This window comes from Niallia sp. 01092 (assembly GCF_052318935.1).
Lineage (GTDB): Bacteria > Bacillota > Bacilli > Bacillales > Cytobacillaceae > Niallia.
In genome coordinates this window covers 278572-302229 of sequence record NZ_JBQRKO010000001.1, presented here as the reverse complement: position 1 = coordinate 302229, position 23658 = coordinate 278572, and the positions used below count along the sequence as shown (strand labels likewise).

Here is a 23658-nt window from a genome sequence, read left to right as displayed (position 1 = left end):
GCAGGCTGCGCGTTTAAAAGCAACAATCTATACGAAAACAGCCTAGATAAAAAAATCGGCAAAAGTTTCCGCCTATTTTTTATAATTGTTGGAATAAAATGCAATTTATTAATAGTGAAAATTATTTTCGCAATAGTAGGACATTTTCATTATCATTTTTTCCTTTTTATTGTATAATAGTAAAAATACTTTAATCGGACCGATATAAGTGTATAAAATGTCAATAAATAATTATATTATGCTAATGGTTTTGTTAGTGAATGATGTTTTATAACAGTTACGTTTGTGTTCTAAAACATTATTTTTTACAAATTGATTAAACCTATAAGCGATATAAAGGAGACACCTGTTGAGGGTGTTTTTTTATAAACAAGATGTATAAGTTTTCTAAAGTTTGACGGGTGTCTAGCGCAAGCAGCCAGCCCCTGTGAAAGATAACCTCTTGTCTCTAAAAGTAAAGAGCACTTTTTGAGCCAAGAGAACATTTTTCTTCGGGGCTGATCAAGGCGCTTGTGCTTTTCATATAAACAACAAGGGAGTGTCGGAGATGAGAGATGTAAAACTAACTGATATTTTTAACCATCATATTGCACAAAAATACATTACGAGATCAGGATTGGCTCATGCTCTGGCAGTTGCCTATCATGCATTTGAATTAGCAAAAGAAAATGATCTTGATGTGGATATTGCAGCAAAGGCCGGATTTCTTCATGATATGGGTCATTATACTTGGTACAAAGACGGAAAATGGGATTATCAACTATATAAACAAAATGATATTCATCCGATTAAAGGTGCGGAAAGGGCGCATAAGCTGTTAATCCGTCTTGGAGAGAATCCAATTAAAGCAAAGGAAATTGCACTTGCTGTATTATTTCATACAGACAGCTTTATTCCTGGTGGTAGTGTGATACTTACACCGCTTCAACAAATTGTAAAGATTGCTGATGAAAAAGATGAGGAGCCAGGCGGCCACCACCATTATCGAAGTATTACAAAAGAAAGAGCTTTAAAAAGCCTCGAGCATTTAGATAAAAGAATTGAGGAAGTGTTGGAGTTAATGGAAAGAAGATAGGGAAATGAAAATTGAATAAAGATTCAGAATACCAACAGCCAAAATGGGACAGAAACAATTCATTCCATCCCTCCTCACAACAAGTAATGATCTCATGTTATAATATTAGATAGAAAATAAGCGAGTAGAAGGTTATAACATGATCAAAACATCAACTTATATTAAAGAGTGGCAGCAAGCGCTGCAATCTGAAATAAATTACTTGAAAAAATTCTCTCAAACGAAAATAGCACTTTATAATGGGAAATTTTTAAATACAGAAGAAGAGTATACGTATTATTTTGAAACAAGTTCGTATACGAAAATTCCAATTGGCTCTACTATCGTATTAGAATGGGGAACAGTTAAAATAAATGGGCGCATTTTATCGTCTGATGGAAAGAGTCTCCTTGTAGTCTTAGAAAAATCAATAGGGGATAGTGTATCAGAAGCCTATTTATTTCATGATCCATGGGAGTTGTTAGAACAACTAATGATCCGTTTCGATTCTATTAAAGAAAATAAGCGGAAAAGAAGAAGAATCTATTGTTTAATGAATCCAACAATGGATCCAAAACATCCTGTCGAAGGAATCAAAAACCATGTACATGAATTAGCATTAAGATGCAAGTATAATCCTGTTACGTTTGTTTGGGGACCACCAGGAACAGGGAAAACGTATACATTAGCGAGAGTAGCTTTACAGCGATATTGGAAAGGTAAACGCATCTTGATTTTGTCCCATAGCAATCAAGCAGTAGACGTGCTTATAAAAGAAATAACGTCTACTTCAAAGAATAAAGGTCGTTTTAAATTAGGTGACATTCTACGATATGGCTCCAATACATCAGATGGATTATTAGGAGACGAACAAGTGACAACAAGTACGTTGCTTGTAGAAAAAGAACGTCATTTATCTGTAGAGAAAAACCAGTTAACTGAAGAAAAAAAACAGCTGAAAATGGTTCTTGCAAACTCTTTCAGCAACCGCGATTCGTCAAGTTTATTGAAATTAGAGGAAAAACTCGCTTTGGTTTTAGAAAAAATAAGAAAAAGAGAAGTACAGTTTGTTAAAAAAGCGATGATTATTGGAACGACATTAGCGAAAGCAGCAACGGATCCAACCATTTATGAAGAAGAATTTGATTTAGTATTAGTGGATGAAGCAAGTATGGCATATGTACCGCAGGCTGCGTTTGCAGCGACGCTTGGAAAGAGGATCATTATTTGTGGAGACTTTAAGCAGCTGCCACCAATTGCAGCTGGAAGAAATGAGTTAGTGGATAAATGGTTAAAAGAAGATATTTTTTCTGCAGCAAATGTTGCAGAAAGTGTGTCCTCCAATCAATTACACGCACACTTACTACTATTAAATGAACAAAGAAGAATGCATCCTCATATTTCTTCCTTTACGAATCAATATATTTACCATTCGCTTGTTGGCGACCATCGAACGGTTTTACAGAAAAGAGAACAAATTGCGGATAAACAACCGTTTAAAAATATAGCGAATATTCTCTTAGACACAAGTCATTATGGTGCATATGGAACGATTGAAAAGGGATCTAATTCCAGGTGGAATGTAATGCATTTAGTATTGTCGCTGCAAGTCATCTATGAGGGATTAATGGATGGAGCAGCAAGCATTGGTTATGTAACACCTTACCGGGCACAGGCAGAACTGATGAGCGGGTTAATAGAAGAGTTTTTTCCAAAGGAGCTTGCGGCAGGAATCGTAGCAGCAGCAACAGTCCACCGTTTTCAAGGCAGTGAAAAAGATATCATAGTCTTCGATACGGTCGATAGCACTTCACATGAAAGACCGGGAATGCTGTTAGTCGGAAAAGATAGCGAACGATTAATTAATGTAGCCATCACCCGGACAAAAGGAAAGTTTATTCATATAAGTCATTGCAATTTTTTAAAAAGAAAAGTAGGATACCGAAAAACGATTAGACAGCTAATCGAACACCAAGAAAAACATTACACGAAAGTAACACCAAAACAAATAGGAACATGGGTTAACAAACAATCACCTTCCTTGTTATGGATGCATGCAAAACAATTAGACAAGGTTTTTGCTGATATTAAATCAGCTAAACATTCCATCACCATTGCATTACCGCAAAATACGTCTTTGCCGTTTGAGTGGATCGAGCAATTAGAAAAAACAAAAAAGACGGTTGTAGTGACGTATTTTGGACCATCTCTGCAATTGGAACGCCCTTATGACCGAAAGCAATGGAATGACATCCCTTTTCCGATAATTATTATTGATGAACAAATTATATGGTTAGGACATCCTTTGGAGAGTGTGATAGGGAGCTTGCCACCGTCTATTGCTGTACGAATGCATTCTATTTTTTTAGCTCAATATATGTTAAAACAATTAGTTCAATAAAAATTTTTATAAAAGAAGTGAAAAAAAATAAGAATTCATGCTATGATGGTACATAGTTAATCATAGGAGGAAACAACATGAATCTAAAAGATACATTAACAGAAGTAATAACAAATGAAGCAGAATTACAAGAGATGCTAAATGTCTATGAGCAAGAAGGGTATATACCAACTACTTCAGAAGAAATGCAGCAAAAATTACTAGATCTATTAGAAGGAAATGATTTTTACGTGTATGATACACAGTTTATTGATGGAGTACATCGTTTATATATTGAATTGTAATATTCGGGCTGTGCGATAAGTTTGATTGCTGACTTATTGCACGGCTCTTTTCTTTTGGCTGTTTTCTCAAAGTTCGTTGTTTTTTTACATAAACATTTAGAAAGTGTTTCTTAGCAGCCTGCATACACGTAGACTCCTGTGGGAATGCGAGAAAGACGAGACCCCACAGGAGCGTATGCGACGAGGAGGCTCGTCGCTCGCTAAACGGACGAAGTGTATGAAGGCTGCGCATTTAAAAGCAACATTCTATACGAAAACAGCCTTTCTTTTATTTTCTTCCATTGTATCTATTATTTGTTTATTCTATGCTTTTTTAATACAATTAAATTCGGTTACATCATAATAGATAGGAGCGTTAACATTCAATGAATAAAAAAAAGAAAAGCAGCATTATTTCCTATATAAGTCTTTTCCTGCTCATGCTTGTCTTAACAGCGTGTGGAACAGACAAAGACAAAGGAAAAGAGTCAAACACAGGGTTTAAAAAGGGAGATGATTACCCCGTTGCAACGATTACAATGGACGATGGAGCAACAATTGATGTAGAGCTTAATCCTGAAATGGCTCCAAACACAGTAAATAACTTTATCTCTCTTGTAAATAAAGGATTTTACAATGGTTTAACTTTTCATCGTGTCATTCCTGATTTTATGATTCAAGGTGGCGACCCAAATGGGGATGGAACTGGGGATCCAGGGTATTCCATTAAAGGGGAATTCAGCTCAAATGGAGTGGAAAATAATTTAAAGCATGAAAGAGGAGTCATTAGTATGGCAAGATCTAATGATCCTGATTCTGCAGGTTCGCAATTTTTTATTATGGTCGAAAATGCACAGCATTTAGATGGAAAATATGCAGCCTTTGGCAAAGTAATAAAAGGAATGGATGTTGTCGATAAAATAGTTCAAGTGGATCGTGATGCAAGCGATAAACCCAAAGTTGATGTGGTTATAAAAAAAGTAACTGTTGATACAAAAGGGGTAAAATATCCAGCACCAGAGACGATCGAATAACGAAAAAAACAAGAATGAAACATTTTCTTTCTTGTTTAAATCATGGTATGATAAAAGCTGATTTTTAATATAAGAGGAGTGTTCATAATGGCAAAAAAAGGATACATATTAATGCAAAATGGCGAAAAAATTGAATTTGAATTATATCCAAACGAAGCACCTGGAACAGTTGCAAACTTTGAAAAGTTGATCAAAGAAGGGTTTTATGATGGATTAACTTTCCATCGTGTTATTCCTGGGTTTGTAAGCCAAGGTGGATGTCCAAATGGAACTGGTGCAGGGGGACCTGGATATACGATTAAATGTGAAACAGAAGGAAATCCTCATAAGCACGTAGAAGGAGTACTTTCTATGGCGCATGCAGGAAGAGATACAGGCGGCAGTCAATTCTTTATCGTTCATGACCCACAACCGCATTTAAATGGTGTTCATACAGTGTTTGGCAAAGTAACATCAAACATCGCTGCAGTAAAAGCAATGAGAAATGGCGATGTAATGGAAAAAGTAGAAATTACTGAGTAAGCAAAAGCGGCAGAATGGCTGAAAATAGCTGTTCTGTTTTTTTTATCAAAAATAAAATTTTACGCATCCAAAATAAAGAGAAAATTTTAAAAAAAAGAAAGTAAAAAGGAATTAATGTGAATTATGCTTAGAAAAACTATTTTGTCTTTCTAAAAATTGTTCTAATTCTACTTTTTCTGTTTTTGTGAATGCATCCAGCTTTTTTTGTAATAGTTCTTTGGCAAATTCATAAAGTTCCATATCCATTGCATTATATTTTTCAATTAAATCTATTGTAGTTTGAGAAAGATCTTCTTTTTTTAATCGTTTTTTCGTAATGTTCATTTTTTGATAATGAACATTTTTCTACTTATACTGTTTCTGCAATAAAAATAAGGATTCATCAAACATTTCCGTAATGCCAACGACATCAAATGACTTTAATCTTTCCTTTGCAACCGTAATATTCGGGTTTACAGGAAATCCGCACAAGAGAATCGTTTGATTGATGCTAATCATCTTCAAAACTATAGGAAAAAGGTGCAATTTCATGAGGCTGGATGAAATAAAAGGTGAATATGATGCTATTTTTAGTTTAGGACATAATTGTTTAGCCGGTATACAATTAAGAGATCATCATTTAAGAGCATCGCTGGCCCTCTTGATTGGGTTGGCACCCCGGATTTAAGAACAGTATCAAAGCTTATCCTTAATCGTTTTTATGGATTTTTAGATAAACAAAACTTACTAGGACTAAATTATATAGAAGAAACTGAAATGCTAGTCTTCGATAAAGTAAACAAAATCAGTTTTAATCATGATTTTAAACCAGATAAAAATACACTCGAAAATTTAGAAGATTTACCGCAAATAAAAGAAAAATATAATAGAAGGATTGAAAGATTTCTAGAAAAGACGGAAAATTGTAAACGCATACTTTTCATTAGAACAGAAGGAAAAATGGATGAAGTCAGTGAACTTCAACAAGTTTTAAAACAGGTCGTTAAAAATGATTTTCATATTCTAATAATTAATCATACTGCTGTCGACCATATGGCAGAACAAGTTTGGACAATCGAAAATGTATGTGCTATTGAGCTTCCAAATGTAGAGATATGGAAGGGGAATAATCAGTACTGGAAAGAATTATTTGAGGATATTTCCATTCGACCTTAACTGTTTTAAGGATCAAGCGATAAAAAGGAGTGAAAAAATGGCTTTAGCAGATATGAAAGGAAAATATAATGCGATATTTAGTTTAGGTGATTTATGCTTAGCAAGTATACAGTTGCGTAAATTTAAATTAAGACCGTTCGCTGGTCCTCTTGATTGGATGTCATCTCCATCTTTATCAAGTGTAAATCGTTTATTGCAAAATCGTTTTCATGGATTTATGGACTTAGCTAATTTATTGCCGACAGGTTATTCTACTGGTATTGATACACCGGAGACATTTCTAGTTGTACATGATCAATCATATGGGATTGTATCCAGCCACGATTTTAAAGCTGACAGAAACACTCTTACTAATTTAGCAACATACCCAGAAGTGAGAGAGAAATTGGATAGAAGAATTCAAAGAATGTTAACGATGATGGAAAAGGGTAAAAGAATACTATTCGTGAGAACAGAAGCTACCTTTTCAGAAACACTGCAATTGGAAGGAGTTTTATCAAAATTAGTGAAAAAAGACTTTCATATTCTTATTATTAATCATACAAAGGGCAATACGATGACAGAAAAACACTGGCCTTTAAACCGAGTCACTGTCGTTGAATTACCCGAGTACGAAAAATGGACAAACAATGATCATTATTGGAAAGAAATTTTAGATAATGTGACGATAAGATAATGTGAACTTCCCATCAGCAGCGGATTCTTCATCCCTGCTGATGGGAAGTTAATCATAGTATAATACATAATGAAGTTTATCTATTATCATGATTTTTGAGGAGAATGAACATGATGTTTAACGGAAAAGTTATTATCGTAACAGGAGCAAGTAATGGGATAGGCCGCAGTATTGCTGCAAGCTATTTAAAAGAAGGGGCAAAGGTTGTTTTAGCTGATGTAGATGAAGAGGCTGCCATGACTTTTATCAACACATTGCCGAATTCAGAACAATCATTATTTATAAAAACAGATGTACGACAAGAAAAAGAAGTAATTGACTTAGTGAATAAAACAATCGAAAAGTTTGGCAAACTGAATATATTAGTGAACAATGCAGGAAAAGCATTGTTTAAATCTGTTTATGACGTATCGTTAGAAGAGTGGGACGATATAATTAATACAAATTTAAGAAGTGTATTCTTGTGTTCGCGTGAAGCTGCAAAAGTAATGAGAAAAAATACAGACGGGGGAGCCATAATCAATATGTCCTCTACTAGAGCGTATATGTCGGAAGCAAATACGGAAAGCTACAGTGCAAGTAAAGGTGGAATAATGGCTATTACACATGCATTGGCCAACAGTTTAGCACATGATCGTATTTCAGTTAACAGCATCGCACCAGGATGGATTGAAACAAAAGATTATGAAAATCTAAGAGACAAAGATCACGAGCAGCATCTGTCAAAAAGAGTCGGCAAACCAGAAGATATAGCAAGAGCCTGTTTGTTTTTAACGAACAAGGAAAATGACTTTATAACAGGTACAAACTTAACGATAGATGGCGGAATGACAGTGAAGATGATGTATGAAGGATAGTGTATATAAGAATCTTTTCATTTAGCTAACCTGAAAAGAAGTTCCGCAGCGTGAATACACTACGCTTTCCGCGGGCGAGCGCCGAGCCGCTTCGTCGCTCCGCTCCTGCAGGGTCTCGTCTGTCTCGCTTTCCCGCAGGAGTCTTCGTGTATTCACGCTGCTCTGCGCTATAAATGTGGAGACTGCTTCTTTCCATGCGCCATAGTGGGAATTTTATTAGCATGGGGGTTTCTGTTAAACAATACAATTGATTTTAGAAGGAAATTTGCGAGCCTCCTGCGGAAAAACGGGCTTGAAAGACCCCGCTAAACGGGTACGAACGAGGAGTCTTGCCAGTTCATCCGCGGATAGCGAGTAAATTACCTGGCCATTATAAATCAACACTAAATCTCAACAGAGCTTTTAATTAAGGAAGACATTCTATTATTATCAATTACTAAGCCTCTTTATAATTCAGAGTTGCAACTAGATAAAAATTACAATTATGTTGATCAACTCATTTTTATCTATGAGGGATGATACTGTAATTAAGGCATGTAATAAATATGGAATAGTAATGGCATTTTCGAATCTGCGTTTGTTTCATCATTAATAAAATTGTACATATAGTTAACAATTAATATCATTGATTAGAGTCTGTGCTAGCTCGAAAACAATGGTTTTAATTATCGTTTAAGCTAAATTCCTTTATAACAAGCAATGAACAAGCATTATTTAATCACTCATTCACTCCTTAGAGCTGAAAAGCAACGAACAAATTTGCAGATGTTGGAAACAAGGAGTATAATATTAGTAATATTTTAACAAATACTGGAGGCATTTCTTGTGGAAATGATCAATCATGTTTTATCGACTTATGCATCTTTTTTTGATTGGGAGATGTGGAAGAAAGTACTTACAGATCCTGTTTCATGGGGGCTAATTGGTTCTCTTGTTATTTTGGAGGGGCTGCTGTCTGCAGATAATGCATTGGTGCTTGCCATAATGGTCAAGCATTTACCACGAGATCAACAAAAAAAAGCATTAACATACGGACTTTTTGGCGCTTACTTTTTTCGGTTTCTTTTTATCGGAATTGGCGTATTTTTAATTAAATTCATGTGGATAAAAGTATTAGGTGCTGCTTATTTAGCATGGATTGTTATTAAACATTTCTGGAAAGGGGACGAAGAGGAAGAGGCTTCTGGAATCAAAAAAAACAGTTGGTCTGTTCGGATGTTTGGCATCTTTTGGGCAACGGTTATCTCTGTTGAATTAATGGATTTGGCATTTTCTGTTGACAGCATTTTAGCATCATTTGCTGTGTCGGAGGAAGTATGGATCCTGTTATTAGGCGGTATGTTTGGGATATTGATGATGAGAACGGTAGCTAAATTATTTTTGCTATTAATCGATCGAGTTCCTGAGTTGGAAACGACTGCATTTGTTTTAATCGGTATTATCTCCTTAAAAATGTTTGCAAGTGTTTTCGGATTTGAATTACATCATTATGTATTTTTCGCTATTTTACTTCTGGCGTTTATTATTACGTTTATTATTCATTTTACGAATAAACCTAAAAATATTCCGAGAGATTTTGTTTCAACAAAAAAATAATCTTAACAAGCATGATGATGCCTGTTTCTTTTTGGGACAGGCTTTTTATTTTGTGTACTTATTTGCATAAGAAGAAGCAACAAATGAGTCTGGTTTTATCTTTGGTTCAATGCCAATCGATTCAATTCTAGCGACCATTTCATTTACGAACTCTCTCGTTTTATTGCGAACTCCTGATCCAATATCAATATGTCCTTCCATCGTAAATGTCGCTCCTTGATAAATATATGGCAGCACAATATTAATTAATTCTGTTTTTTTCTCTTCAGTAAATAAATAAACCACCTCTTCCGTTAACGATGTTTCATAAGAAATTTTTTCATGCAAACGTAATATTTTTCTTGGTACAATCATTTTCCGAATACAAGCCCAAGCCCCTTTTCCTTTGTTTTGAATCACTATCCCAGTAATAAAGGTTGTATATTTAGGATGTACTTGAGAATCTGTTCCGATCATTAACTTATAATGGCCAATCGGATTTCTTTCCATAAAGGCAATAATTCGTTGAAAAACAATATCAAATGACATGTCTCTTTCTTGTAGGTTTTGAAAAGTAATTGGAAAACTCTCATTCATATTCACCGAACAATTCCTCCTTAAAAAAGATAGGACCATCATTACTCGAAATCATTTTATTTCTTTAAAAGATAAAAAGCATAAAATTTTTGAAGTTGGATGGATGTCTGGCTTCAGGCTGAACAAGCCGCTTGCATTTTTCCTTAATACTATTGTATGGCTTACGCAGCAATTTTATCACATTCTTATCCAATAAAGCTTGTATTATTGTATGGTGATAAAAGGAAGAGTGTGCATGAAATATCGAACTGACGTTTAAAACTATCTAAAATAAACAGAGAATGGATGATAAAAAAGAAAAAAATTATTTCACTTGTTTCATTGAATGAATTATGTTACATTCAACCTAAAGATTGGAAGGAGGGAGAAAATGGAGGGATGAAAGCACTCCGATATGGAAATAGAGAGCTCATGAAAGATCTAAACAGATCCCTGGTTATTGATTTAATTCGTTTACAAGGAAATATTTCACGTACCGAAATTGCTAAAAAAATTGGCCTTGGATTATCAACGGTTACTTATATTATCGAAGAACTACTAAATGATAAACTTGTTTATGAAATTGGTACGGGAGACTCTAATGGAGGAAGGAAACCTGTATTATTAAATTTTAATGGCAACTATGGTGTAGTTGCTGGTCTTAAGATTGAGAAAAACGAAATAAAGATGTGTATATCTAATTTAGAAGGTACTATTTTACACAAAGATCAATTCACTTATCATCTGATTGATGAGCATCAATTATTAAGTTTGTTAATTGAAAAACTTGATTTTTTCATCAGACAAAATGTATGCGCTTCCAAATTAGTAGGTATAGGAATAGCAGCTCCAGGATTAATAGATCGAGACAACATTGAAATTGTATATTCTCCTATTTTGCAAATAAATCATATCGATTTGAAACCAGTAAGAGAGCATTTTGGTGTACCAGTTTTAATTGATAATGACGCAAATGTATTTGCGCTCGCTGAAAAGTGGATAGGGATCGGAAGAGAATTTAATAATTTTATTGGTATAACCGTTGGTACAGGTGTTGGGGCAGGTATTGTCATAGATAATAGGTTGTTTAGAGGAGCATTTGGGGGAGCTGGTGAGTTAGGACATATTATCATTCATCCAGATGGACAGCTATGTTATTGTGGTCAACGAGGTTGTCTGGAAATGTATACATCTGATGCATTTCTCATAAGTGAAGTAAACGAAGTGAACATAAATAATATTCCAACTCTATTAAAATCGCTAACTCCGATTAAACCAGAAAAAATCAGATTGGTTGCACAAATGGGGGATAGATACGCACAAGAAATCTTAGTAAAGCAAGGACAAAATCTCGCTTTAGGAATTAAAAATATGATCCATTTGTTTAATCCGGAAGCCATTATACTAGGTGAAGGAGGCTTAAGGGGAGGTGAAATTCTGAAAAAAAGTATTGAAAAGGAGTTGGCCGTTCATTTTTTTAATCAACATCCAAATAAACTACAGTTTCATATTTCCCAGCTTGGAGAAGATGTGTGGTTAATTGGCGCATGTGCATTACTAATTTGTCATTTATTTGAATTTTCAATTTATAAATAGAAAAAAATTTTTTCGGCTTTATTCATTTCTTTAGTTGGGAACATTACATTTAATTCTCTAGATAGCTATTTTTTATAATATGTATACATGCAATGAAGGAATATCCTAAATGATTGGGAGGATGTGACATGCAGAAATATAGGAGTAGTTTTTCACTAAAAATATTCATCATGTCAACAATTTTCATTTTGTTTTTTTCTACAATTATCTTTCATTCAACTTATGCAAGAGATAGTCAGTTTACTAGACAAGGTGCAGGGCCAATGTATTGGATTACGTATGAGCATCAATTTACAAAAGATGTTTTTATGCCGGAGCATCGCTTAAAAGAGAATATTGACTGGATGTCCAAAAACTTTAAAGCTTATGGCTACGATATGATTAGTACGGATGGATGGATTGAAGGATCAACGCTATTAAATGAAAACGGTTACGTCGTTTCACATAATGATCGATGGATGAGTGATCCAATCTATATGGATGGACGTGATAAACCGTATATTAAGCCAGGGAAACTATTTAATGGTGACTTTGAGTATGCGACCACGGAAGGATGGGATATTAACGGGAATGCTGATTATGGTGTAGATAAATCAGGCGCACGCAATAACTTTAAGTTTTACTTTTATAAAAATACGGCTTTTAATGCTTCTGCGCATCAATCAGTGACAGGACTTGACGGAGAAAAAACGTATCGAATTTCCGCATGGGCAACTTTAGCTGATTTCAGCGGATCAAATCAGTTTACCGATGAATCAATCGGAAGCTTTGCTGAAATGCGGATTAGCCAAAATGGTGAATTAATTAAAAGGGTACCTATCAAGTTAAATTCCAGTTATCAAAACTATACAGTGGATATAAAATCGATTGGAAAAGATATGAAAGTCGAATTTGTCATCGACAGCAAAAAAGGAAATGCTTCCTTGCAGCTCGATGATATCTCCTTTGAAGCAGTCGATTCAAATCAATCCCCAACGTCTGCTGATGCATGGCAAGGTTATCCAAATGAACGCTACCCAGATGGCCATACTTGGAAACATTGGGCTGATTATGTAAAAAGTAAAGGAATGAAGTTTGGAATCTATTACAATCCTCTATGGATTAGCCCGGAAGTAGTGAAACATCCGGATAAATACAAAGTCGTAGGGACAGATACTCCAGTAGCAGACCTCGTGATTAAAGAGCCTCAAGATTTAGGCAACGGCAAAACCCTGCAAGGTGATCGTTTTGATGGCGGTCAAGGGGGGGAAAGAGCTCTTTACTGGTTAAATGTTGATCATCCTGACGCAGAAAAGTTTTTAAAAGGATATGTAGACTTTTTCGCGAAACAAGGCGCTTCTTATTTGCGAGTAGACTTTTTATCTTGGTATGAAAGCGGTTACGATAAGGGGCTAGGTCAAATTGGTACTGGTCATACGAGAGAACAATATCGAAAAGCACTGCAATGGATGGATGAAGCTTCGAAAGAAAATAATATTTTCCTAAGTTTGGTCATGCCAAACTTATTTAACCACGGAGAATTCGAACAAAAATATGGGGATATGATTCGTATTGATGAAGATGCTTTTCATGGAGGTTGGGATCATATCAGTGGACGAAGACAAGAGTGGACAAATAATTGGTCTCAATGGGCCAATCCATTCCAAGGGTTTACAGGTTTTGCTGATATTTCTGGACGCAGTTCTATGATCAATGACGGCGACTTCTTAAGGTTAAATACGTTTAAGGGCAGATATGCAGAAAATGAAAAGAAAACAGCGATATCTTTATTTACGATGGCAGGTTCTCCAATTACGATTGCCGATCAATATGACACTATTAGCGACAACTATAAATATTATCAAAATCCTGAATTAATAGAATTAAATAAACGAGGCTTTGTTGGAAAACCTTTATTTTATTCCAATTTACACTATAAAAATAATGGAAGCCGCGACAGTGAAAGATGGGTTGGTCAGCTGCCAGATGGTTCATGGGTTGTATCCCTCTTCAACCGTAGCGATGTAAGCAAGGGACTTTCCATTGATTTCAAAAAAGATCTTGGGCTCAGTGAAGAAGCATTCGTCCGCAGCCTTTGGGAACATAAAGATCTTGGCTACCGCTCTATGTATTCTGAAATGCTCGAGCCTCATGATAGTACTGTATTAAAATTAGTTCCAAAATCAAATAAAAAAGCATTTCAAACAGAAGTCGCTTCGTATCAAGGAGGAGCCATCTTTGATAATGAACAAATGGGCTTTGATGGATTTGGCTATATAAAAGGGCTAGACAAAAACGGTTCGAAAGTGACGATTGCAATTGACATGCCTGAATCAGGACAGTTTCCTTTAGCAATAAAATATGCGAGTAAAAATGATGAAGAGAGCAACTTATCCCTTTCCGCCGAAGATGAAGAAAAAAACGTGATAGATACACCGAAAACAGTATCTTTCCCTGCTAGTAAAGACAAATGGAATACGGTGAAGGATTCTATCCAACTTAATAAAGGCGAAAATTTAGTCACCTTGGAATTTTCAAATGAAAATAAAGGATCTGTTTTACTTGACTCCCTTCAGTTTGAAGCAAGTTCCGGCAAACTCGTTAACGGAGATTTTGAATTAGGCAATGAAACAGGTTGGACTGTTAATACCTTTGGAACAACATTATGGCATGGTGTTGATAAAAACGATGCATATGAAGGATATAAACAATACTTGTATTCTCCTAATGAAGGTGGCAAAGCTTCTTCTAAGCAAACGATTGTTGGTTTAAAGAATGGAGAGTACACGGTATCATCAATGGTTAAATTAATGCCTCATTTAGATCCGAGTTTTTCAGGAGGGGTTGCAAAATTAATTATCTCTCAACCAGGCAAAGAAAAAGTAGAAGTAGACATTGATCCTAAATTAAAAGATCCGGATGGTCCTGCAAAACAAAAGTGGACTGCTGATGATTTTGAATATAGAAAAATAAATACTGATAAAATTCAAGTTACAGAAGGGCAATTAACGATCGAATACTATATGGAAGCTTCGAAAGCTGATACTTCCATGCAAATAGACAATGTGGAGCTTCAACCAGTAAACTCTAATGACCAAGAAGATGTGCAGATCAAACTATATAACAGCGAGTTTGACCAAGGGTATACAGGATGGAGCCGTACAAACATGGTGAACCAATCCATTAAATCTGAAGATGGAAAGAATTTTGCAAGAATAACGGGTTCAGAAGCTTATTTATCTGATTTATGGCAATTTGGCAATGCACCTATAGATGGGAATTACACTTTATCGGTAAACACGCGTAAATCTGGAAACTTTGAAAATGCGGTTCTTTATGTCGTATACTCTGGCGGTATAAAAGAAGTTCCAATTCCGGAAAGCGGAGATTGGAAGGAAGTAAAAGTCCCAAATATCGAGTTATTAAATGATGAAGTTGCCAAGGTTGGCATCAGAGCAGATGGCAATGCTGACAGTGTTCTTGATATCAGTCAAGTAAAAATGATGAAAAAAGATTCATCTGAATATCAAAATGTTTCATATATTGATAGCTTAAATGCAAATGCACCTTATACTGTTGCCGATGATGGGAAAAGTATCGTGTTAAATGCAAATGGCCAAGAAAAGGTAAAAATTGAATTTTTACAGAACGATACCGCTAAAGTTTGGATGGAACCAACTGGTACATTTAAGAAAAAAGCATCTTTTGTTGTGGATCAAGAAGCTGCTACGGTAGTTCCAAAAGTAAGCAATCAACAAGATTACATCTTGATCCAAACAGATAAAATGAGCGTACGTGTCTATAAGTCTCCTTTCAAAATAGCGTATTTTGATGCAGCAAATACAAAATTGTTAACAGAGCATAGTGAAGGGGAAGGTTTAGGATACGACGGGGATACTGGTATATATTCCACTATGAAACTAGATTCTGATGAGCATTTCTTTGGATTAGGAATCGATCGTGATTCACAAACCTTCGACCGTAGAGGTCATAAGGTCGTAATGAACAATGCAATGAAGGGAGGATACGGAGGAAACACGTCTGATATTTCTGGTACTTTCTTCACTAGTACGAAGGGATATGGACTTTATTTTGACAACACCTATGAAAATGCAACGTTTGATATGGGTGCTACAGACAACAAAAAGTATATGTTCCATTCATCAAATGGCGAAATGATTTACTACTTTATGTCTGGAGAAAAGGAAGCTACTCTAACTGATATTATGAAGAGCTATGCAGACCTAACGGGTACTCCGCCGATGCCACCGAAATGGGCACTAGGTTATATCCAATCCAAGTTTGGGTATAAGAGCTGGCAAGAAGTAAATAAGATTGTAGATACGTTTCGAGATAAACAAATTCCAATGGATGGAATGATTCTTGATGCGTATTGGGCAAAAGAAAACCATTACTTTGATATGACCTGGTCTGAAGCATTTGCTAATCCGAAAGAAAGCATGGAGAAATTAGCAAAAAAAGGCGTCAAAACGGTTCCGATAGTAGATCCTTACATTCAAGTAACGGCAAATAACTTTAATGAGGGAGATCGTAATGGATACTTTGTGAAAGATGCTTCTGGAAATACCATTATATATGACGCTTGGTATGGGAAAGCTGGCTTAGTCGACTTTACGAATCCAAAAGCGGTTGATTGGTTTAATGCACAAGTGAAAACATTGCATGATGCAGGTGTAAAAGGATATTGGATTGATCTAAACGAACCAGAGATTGCAACAGATTCCTTAAGGCATCAATTTTATAAGGGAAGTGCAGCTGAGATTCGAAATGTGTATGCACTAAATGAAGCAAAATCCTTCTATAACGGTCATAGAAGCTACAGTGATAATCGTTTATGGAGCTTAGCAAGATCCGGATTTTCCGGCATCCAAGAATACGGCACAACAGTATGGAGCGGCGATGTGGATGCAAGCTGGGAGTCTTTTAGACATAATTTGCAATTAGGCTTGAGCTCATCCATGTCTGGAATACCTTATTTTACTACTGATATTGGTGGATTTTATGGCAAACCATCCGCTGAATTATATACCCGTTGGATGCAGGCTGGATCCTTTATGCCAATCTTTCGTGCACATAATTGTGAATGTGGAGATCCAACAAATACTAGAGAACCTTGGGCGTTTGGAGAAAAAACAGAAAGCATTGTAAAGCAAGCGATTGAACAGCGCTACAAACTGCTGCCTTACATTTATTCTGCTGCAAAAGAAATTTCAGAAGGAAATGTATCACTGATGAGACCTCTTGTAATGGATTATGCAAAAGATTCAAATGTATACGGAATTGAAGATCAATGGATGTTTGGTCCTAATATGCTTGTAGCTCCAATGTCATTAGAAGGGGTTGTGAAGAGAAATATTTATCTTCCAGAAGGAACATGGTTTGATTGGAGCAGCCAAAAAAACTATACGGGCGGACAAAACATAGAGTATGAAGCGGATTTGTCTAAAGTTCCGGTATTTGTAAAAGAAGGTGCGATTATACCACAGCGAGAGGTGCAAAACTATACTTCTGAAAGACCAGCAAATAAAATAACGCTTCATGCCTATCCAAAACAAAATGGTGAAGCAACAAGCTTTACGTTATATGAAGATGACGGCCAAACGTACCAATATGAAAATGGTCAATCTACTGAAACAAAGCTTTCAGTTCAATCAAATACGAGAGAGACTTCCCTTGAAATTGCACCAATGAAGGGTAGCTTTGACGGACGAATAGAAAAAAGAACATGGACTTCAGAAATAAAAGTCGATGTGAATAACCCTAAGGCAATTAAATCTGTAAAACGAAATGGAAAAAAATTAAAGTTAGTAAATTCGAAAGAAGCAGTAGAGGCAGAAAACGATGTTTGGTATTACGATGCGCAAACAAAGATGGTAATCGTAAAGACAGCAGAAGTTACTACTTCTCAAGAACAAGTAATAACCATTAATAAAGGGAAAGTAAACTGACTGATGTATGTATAAAAAAGGTAATGGGGTAGGATTTGTTTTTCTCCTTATTACCTTTTTCTTTTTACCTGGGAAAGGTACATCTCTTCATCTGACGGAATGCGAGTACAAGTTGGTGTTTCATCGTTGCACGCCGAAGCAAATCCCCATTACGGCACAGGGAAAGGGGCAACCATTTACAGGTTTACAAGTGATCAATTTTCGTCTTTTTATACGAAAGTTATTAATACAAATGCGAGAGATGCCGTCCATGTCATCGATGGATTACTTCATCATGAAACAGAATTAAATATTGAAGAGCACTATACTGATACAGCTGGTTATACCGATCAAGTTTTTGGTTTAAGTCATTTGTTAGGATTTCGTTTTGCACCAAGGCTTCGTGATCTAGCCGATGCCAAACTATATACCATTCAAAAACCAAGTGATTTTCCTAACCTAGAAAAATTACTTCGTGGACGGATTAACATGAAGGTTATTCAAGAAAACTTTGATGATGTACTCCGTTTAGCCCATTCTATTCGAGAAGGAAAAGTGTCCGGTTCACTTATTATGGGGAAATTAGGATCATATGCAAGGCAAAACAAGTTAGCTACTGCATTGCGAGAAATGAGAAGAATTGAAAAAACTATTTTTATCTTGGATTACATATCTAATGAAGGGGTACCGTCAGGAAAATGCGGATTTACAACGCTAAGCCCATTTTCAAGCCGATTCCCCCATTTTTAACAACGTTAAGAAAGTTTCAATGGTCTTAAAGAATCTAACGAGACCATTTTTTCTGAATTAAAATGGTATTCTCCAAGTAAATTAATATGTTCCCAACCTAGAGGTGACATATGGTGCAATAATTCTTCATTAAAACTATCTGACCGTTTTTGATATTCAACTGCTTTTGTTAGATGTAAGGTATTCCAAATACTGATGGCATTGATAATTATGTTTAAAGCACTGGCTCTTTGCAATTGATGCTGTATGGTTCGTTCCCTAAGCTCTCCTTGTTTTCCAAAGAAAATAGCTCTTGCCAGTCCATTCATGGCTTCTCCTTTATTCAATCCTCTTTGTATTTTTCTTCTTAGAGATTCATCTGAAATGTAATTAAGAATAAAGATCGTTTTTTCTATTCGCCCCATTTCACGTAAGGCTGTAGCTAAGCTGTTTTGTCTTGAATAAGAACCTAATTTCCCCATAATAAGGGATGCTGAGACTGTTCCTTCTCTTATTGAATGGGCTAACCGCAAAACATCTTCATAATTTTCTTCAATGACCTTTGTATTTATTTGTCCACGTAAAATAGCTTCTAGTTTTGGATACTCACTTGCTTTATCTATTGTAAATAATTTTGAGTCCGATAGATCTCTTATCCTTGGAGCAAATTTAAATCCTAATAAATGAGTTAATCCGAAAATTTGGTCTGTGTAACCAGCTGTGTCTGTATAATGTTCCTCAATGTTTAGATCTGTCTCATGGTGTAATAAACCATCCAAAACATGAATTGCATCCCTTGAATTAGTATGAATAATTTTTGTGTAGTAAGAAGAGAATTGATCACTCGTAAATCGATAGATGGTGGCTCCTTTTCCAGTTCCGTAATGTGGGTTTGCATCTGCATGTAGTGATGAAACACCTAGCTGCATTCTCATTCCGTCTGACGAAGAAGTTGTACCGTCTCCCCAATAGGAAGACAATTGTAATTTGTGATGAAAATTTACTAATACGGCTTGGGCTTTATTCATTGCGTCTTCATACATGCGCCATTGAGATACATTGGCTAATTGCTTATATGTAAGTCGGGGTGTTGCTTCTGCCATCTTACTCAATCCAATATTTAGTCCCATTCCTAAAAGAGCAGCCATAATAATAATCGTTTCTTCTTTATCCGGTTTTCGATTATTGGAAGCATGAGTAAATTGCTCATGAAATCCTGTTATATAAGCAATATCCATCAGTAAATCAGTTAATTTTATTCTTGGTAGCATCTGATACAGGCTTGCACTAAATTTTTTTGCCTCTTCTGGAACATCTTTTTCTAAGCGTGCAAGAGACAGCTTTCCTTTTTCAAGAGAAACTCCATCCAACTTGTTGGAATTGGCAGCTAACCACTTTAACCTTTCATTAAGGCTGCTTGTTCTCTCCGTTATATAATCTTCGAATGATAAACTAACTGATAATCTCGTATTCTCCTTCGCTTGATTCCATGTATCTTCAGAAAACAAATATTCCTCAAAATCTCTATATTGTCTGCTGCCAACAATGGAAACATCTCCCGCCCGAACATGCTCCCGAAGTTCTGTTAAAACAGCCATTTCATAGTAATGACGATTAATTGTTGTACCATCATCCTCGTATAAATGCTTTTTCCATCGTTTTGAAATAAAATCCACAGGTGAGTCATCAGGCACTTTTCGCTTTCCGGATTCGGTTCATTCCTCGGATAATCTTAACAGCCTGTAAAAGTGGCTCATTTGCCTTTGTAGAATGAAATTCCAATACCCTTAATAGCGTTGGCGTATATTTTCTTAGTGAATAAAACCTTTTTTGCAATAAGTCTAAATAATCATAGTCGGCAGGACGTGCAAGCTCCTGAGCTTCTTCGACCGAAGAGACAAAAGAATTCCATTCGATAACGGATTCTAAAACCTCAAAAACGTCTAATTTTTCCTGTTTTGCCTTGATCAAAGCTTGTCCGATGTTCGTAAAGTGTATAACTTTCTCATTCAGTTTTTTACCGTTTTGTTTCTGAATTTCCTCTTGAGCCTTACGGCCTTTTGATAACAGACTAAGTATTTGTCTGTCATGAATTTCAAAAGCTTTATCCGTTAACTCCTGAGTAAGATGTAATAAATAGACGGTTAATATCGAATATCGTTTATTTTCTTGAAAATCACGGAATGCATAAGGCTCTTATCTTGAACCAAAGCGAGATAGTTGTAACAGGCGATTGCGATGCAAATGACTAATTTGTACCGTTTCTAATTCCATTCCTCGTATGTATTCGAGTCGTTCTATTACTTTTAGAAAAGTTTCGGGTGAAGGATGACCCGGTGGCTCCTTTAACCAGCCCAATATCGTTTTATTGGATTCGGATGGATGCTGTGAAGTAATGATCTCTTCAAGTTTTTCTTTTTGTTTATTTGTTAGAGATTCACTAACCGTATTAAATAGCTTCTTTTCAGCCATTGCCCTTGCCTCCCACACCATTCTTTCAAGTGTAGTGATAGCAGGCAGTATGATTTTGTCTTTTCTTAGAAAATCAATGCATTCATAAAGTAGATGAATAGCATCACCATTTTCAAAAGCTAATTGATGAAGATGCTTAAATGTCATTCGATATTCTTTTAGAGTAAAAGTTACAAAGTCGTATTCATTACGAATTTCTTTTAAATGATCCCAAAGTGTATTTTCTCTTTGGGGATAAAGACTAAGCGAAAAAGGAGTGGCACCGATTTGTTTCGATATATAATGTATGACTGAATCCGGGATACTTTTGATATGAGTGTATGGCCAACCGGGATACCGAAGAACGGCTAATTGAATGGAGAATCCTAAACGGTTTTCTTCTCTCCTTCGCTTATTTATAATTTCTAAATCCTGTTTTGATAAAGTATAGTAGGTTGCTAGTACCCACTCATCTTCAGGAATTTGCATAAGAGCCTGTCTCTGTTCTGATGTAAGCAATTCCCTACCTCTCGCAATTTTCATACAGTATCATCTCATTTCTGTAATTATTCAGTTAATTAGTTCAATTATATATCAATAGAGTTTACTCTATTGATACAAGTGTAGGAGACTGTCACTTTAGGAGTTATTTTGCATCTATTTTAAGCGTTATTTTGCACTATAAGTAAATATAAAAAAATCAATTTCTCAGCATTAAAATTGAAAAATTGGACTTTTCTCGTTACTCCGGAAAGCGCCTTTTAATTAAATATCGTCCGGGAATACCCTATTAGGCGTACCGCCAACATTACGCATTTTGTATGGTAAGAGAATTTCAACCTAAAAAAAGTCGAATTCCTGTATTCTAAGGAATCGACTTTTTTGTTTGGCTTGTTAAGCTAACCTTACCGATAGTTTAAGTAGAATCCTTCACAATCTCTTGACTCTATTCGAACAATGGAATAATATGCTTTCTAATCAATTCAATTCTATCTTTGGCACGTGGCATGAAGCGAGAAGCAATAGTAACTACCATTTCCTTTTTGGGGTTTATGAAAATTACATTTCCACCATCACCCAAAGCTGCATAGCAATCATCAACAATCCACCACAAGTAACCATATGACAACTCTCCCCATCTACTTTTTTCCTTTGTGCTGTCCTCTATCCATTTGGAAGATAGAATTTGATTACCGTTCCATACACCGCCATTTAAATATAACTGACCTATTTTTGCCATATCCCGTGGCGTTAAAGTAAGCCCCCAACCGGCGGTGTTTACACCTTTAGGGTCTATTACCCAACCAGTTACATATTTATCCTTAAGAAAAGCGAAATGTTCCTCTTTATTTTGTATAAATGCATTATTAGGAGCTTTGATTTCAAGAGGTTCAAACAAGCTCTCTGTAGCGAAATCAATCACAGATTGACCAGTTGCATTTGTAAGAACACCTGATAAAATATGTGTGCCAACGGTAGAATATTTAAACTCTTCAAAACCGCCTTTTCCCCCTAGTAAATCCAATGTAGCTTTTACCCAGTCATCACTTGTATAAATCTTTGTATATGGCTCTGACTTGTATTTATATGGTGCAGTCATTGTCATCAAATTTTTTATGGTGACATTTTGTATTGTTTTTTCGCCACGCCTAACTGTGTAATCCGGAAAAAATTCTAAAACTTTCTGTTCTGTATTTTTGATATATCCTTTATCTATTGCAATACCAATAAGAACTGATATTACACTTTTTGTTACAGATGCTATATGCAATACATCATCTTTGGTGTACCCATCAAAATATTTTTCATAAATCAAACTTTCATCTTTTCTAATAGCAATGCCTGCTATATTGGAATATTCTCTTTTTATTAAATCTTCAAAGTTATTATTATTCATTCTCACCTTTTCGTATTGACACATTGACGTCAAATATATCAATCCATTCCTTTCGTTAAATTGATTGATCAATATTGATGTAATAAAGAATAATTTATTATAAAATTATTTTCAATTCATTTTTACATATAAATAACAATGTGGAAAAATTACTTCAGATTCTCTATATTTATGCTGCCAAAAGAACTATTGGAAATTTCATGAAATTTTTATGTTCCAAAACTCGTCCTTTTCTGAACACGCCCCTTTTAGATTCATAGAAGGCGTTTTTTACCGCTTAAAATGTAACAAAACTCCGTTCATTAATCTATGTTCATTAACCATGTATTTAACATCTTATGTTACAATGAAATCAAAGGTAAAAATCAGAAAAGAGTGGTTTTGTGCTAATTGGATATGCACGTGTATCAACGGGATTACAAAATTTGGATTTACAATTGGATGCTTTAACGCAACATGGTTGTTCGAAGATTTTCCACGACAAAATGAGTGGATCAAAAAAACAACGCCCCGGTTTGGAAGAAGCGCTTAAGTATGCACGTAAAGGAGATACGCTTGTCGTTTGGCGATTAGATCGACTAGGGCGCAATATGCAAGACTTGATTCAAATTGTAAATAGCTTAAATGATCGAGGTATCGGCTTTCATAGTCTGCAAGAGAACATAACAATGGACAAAAGCAATGCGACGGGGCAATTAATGTTTCACTTGTTCGCAGCATTTGCAGAATTTGAACGTAATTTGATCGAGGAGCGCTCTGCTGCGGGACGAGCAGCTGCCAAAGCACGTGGGCGTCTAGGTGGACGCCCTGAAAAGTATGGAGCTAAAGATATTGAAATGATGAAGGATTTAATTGAAAGTGGCACACCGATTAAAGATGTTGCGGAAAAGTGGGGTGTGTCTCGCACAACGATTTATCGCTATTTGGAAAGACAGTAAATCGGAA

The 23658-nt window shown here is 35.7% G+C and carries 16 protein-coding genes and 2 pseudogenes; 13 read left to right on the top strand and 5 right to left on the bottom strand.

Features of this window, described 5'->3' with window-relative positions:
* Positions 1-547 precede the first annotated feature (547 nt).
* The 5 genes from ACTXGU_RS01530 (at position 548) to ACTXGU_RS01510 (ending at position 5274) form a co-directional block, all read left to right on the top strand.
* Positions 548-1075, top strand: a complete 528-nt coding sequence (locus ACTXGU_RS01530) for an HD domain-containing protein (protein ID WP_443479715.1) — start codon at positions 548-550, stop codon at positions 1073-1075.
* A 139-nt stretch (positions 1076-1214) separates the two neighbouring features.
* Positions 1215-3455 (top strand): AAA domain-containing protein, encoded by a 2241-nt coding sequence (locus tag ACTXGU_RS01525; protein ID WP_443479714.1) that lies wholly within the window; start codon positions 1215-1217, stop codon positions 3453-3455.
* A 77-nt stretch (positions 3456-3532) separates the two neighbouring features.
* A complete protein-coding gene (locus ACTXGU_RS01520; protein ID WP_443479713.1) occupies positions 3533-3739 on the top strand; it encodes a hypothetical protein in 207 nt (68 codons plus the stop codon).
* A 365-nt stretch (positions 3740-4104) separates the two neighbouring features.
* Positions 4105-4752, top strand: a complete 648-nt coding sequence (locus tag ACTXGU_RS01515) for a peptidylprolyl isomerase (protein ID WP_443479712.1) — start codon at positions 4105-4107, stop codon at positions 4750-4752.
* A gap of 87 nt (positions 4753-4839) precedes the next feature.
* Positions 4840-5274: a peptidylprolyl isomerase gene (locus tag ACTXGU_RS01510; RefSeq protein ID WP_443479711.1), complete on the top strand. Its 435-nt coding sequence runs from the start codon at positions 4840-4842 to the stop codon at positions 5272-5274.
* Positions 5275-5385: 111 nt separating this feature from the next.
* Here the strand turns inward: ACTXGU_RS01510 and ACTXGU_RS01505 are convergent, their stop codons facing one another.
* A complete protein-coding gene (locus ACTXGU_RS01505) occupies positions 5386-5598 on the bottom strand; it encodes a hypothetical protein (RefSeq protein WP_443479710.1) in 213 nt (70 codons plus the stop codon).
* 21 nt (positions 5599-5619) lie between these two features.
* The gene (locus ACTXGU_RS01500; protein ID WP_443479709.1) at positions 5620-5772 is read right to left on the bottom strand and encodes a hypothetical protein; all 153 of its coding nucleotides are present in this window, start codon (positions 5770-5772) and stop codon (positions 5620-5622) included.
* Between the two features lie 87 nt (positions 5773-5859).
* On the opposite strand from ACTXGU_RS01500, the gene ACTXGU_RS01495 reads away from it, so the two are divergent.
* The 4 genes from ACTXGU_RS01495 (at position 5860) to ACTXGU_RS01480 (ending at position 9558) form a co-directional block, all read left to right on the top strand.
* Complete coding sequence (locus ACTXGU_RS01495; RefSeq protein ID WP_443479708.1) at positions 5860-6429, top strand: DUF1796 family putative cysteine peptidase; 570 nt, start codon at positions 5860-5862, stop codon at positions 6427-6429.
* A gap of 37 nt (positions 6430-6466) precedes the next feature.
* On the top strand, positions 6467-7105 hold the full coding sequence (locus ACTXGU_RS01490; protein WP_443479707.1) for a DUF1796 family putative cysteine peptidase: 639 nt from the start codon (positions 6467-6469) through the stop codon (positions 7103-7105).
* Between the two features lie 110 nt (positions 7106-7215).
* Positions 7216-7962, top strand: a complete 747-nt coding sequence (locus ACTXGU_RS01485; protein WP_443479706.1) for a glucose 1-dehydrogenase — start codon at positions 7216-7218, stop codon at positions 7960-7962.
* 831 nt (positions 7963-8793) lie between these two features.
* The gene (locus ACTXGU_RS01480) at positions 8794-9558 is read left to right on the top strand and encodes a TerC family protein (protein WP_443479805.1); all 765 of its coding nucleotides are present in this window, start codon (positions 8794-8796) and stop codon (positions 9556-9558) included.
* 45 nt (positions 9559-9603) lie between these two features.
* Here the strand turns inward: ACTXGU_RS01480 and ACTXGU_RS01475 are convergent, their stop codons facing one another.
* Positions 9604-10134 (bottom strand): ribonuclease H-like YkuK family protein, encoded by a 531-nt coding sequence (locus tag ACTXGU_RS01475; protein ID WP_443479804.1) that lies wholly within the window; start codon positions 10132-10134, stop codon positions 9604-9606.
* A 285-nt stretch (positions 10135-10419) separates the two neighbouring features.
* Between ACTXGU_RS01475 and ACTXGU_RS01470 the strand changes: the two genes are divergently transcribed.
* The 3 genes and pseudogenes from ACTXGU_RS01470 to ACTXGU_RS01460 form a co-directional block, all read left to right on the top strand.
* Positions 10420-11709 carry an ROK family transcriptional regulator gene (locus ACTXGU_RS01470; RefSeq protein ID WP_443479705.1) on the top strand — a complete coding sequence of 430 codons (1290 nt, stop codon included), beginning with the start codon at positions 10420-10422 and terminating at the stop codon, positions 11707-11709.
* A gap of 128 nt (positions 11710-11837) precedes the next feature.
* Complete coding sequence (locus tag ACTXGU_RS01465; RefSeq protein WP_443479704.1) at positions 11838-17657, top strand: TIM-barrel domain-containing protein; 5820 nt, start codon at positions 11838-11840, stop codon at positions 17655-17657.
* Positions 17658-17741: 84 nt separating this feature from the next.
* A pseudogene (locus ACTXGU_RS01460) lies at positions 17742-18323 on the top strand (Tn3 family transposase); the annotation flags it as partial.
* 68 nt (positions 18324-18391) lie between these two features.
* Here ACTXGU_RS01460 and ACTXGU_RS01455 read toward each other — a convergent pair.
* Positions 18392-21359: pseudogene (locus ACTXGU_RS01455) on the bottom strand (Tn3 family transposase).
* 403 nt (positions 21360-21762) lie between these two features.
* Positions 21763-22713: a serine hydrolase domain-containing protein gene (locus tag ACTXGU_RS01450; RefSeq protein ID WP_443479703.1), complete on the bottom strand. Its 951-nt coding sequence runs from the start codon at positions 22711-22713 to the stop codon at positions 21763-21765.
* 383 nt (positions 22714-23096) lie between these two features.
* Between ACTXGU_RS01450 and ACTXGU_RS01445 the strand changes: the two genes are divergently transcribed.
* Positions 23097-23651 carry a recombinase family protein gene (locus ACTXGU_RS01445; RefSeq protein ID WP_443479702.1) on the top strand — a complete coding sequence of 185 codons (555 nt, stop codon included), beginning with the start codon at positions 23097-23099 and terminating at the stop codon, positions 23649-23651.
* Positions 23652-23658: the final 7 nt, after the last annotated feature.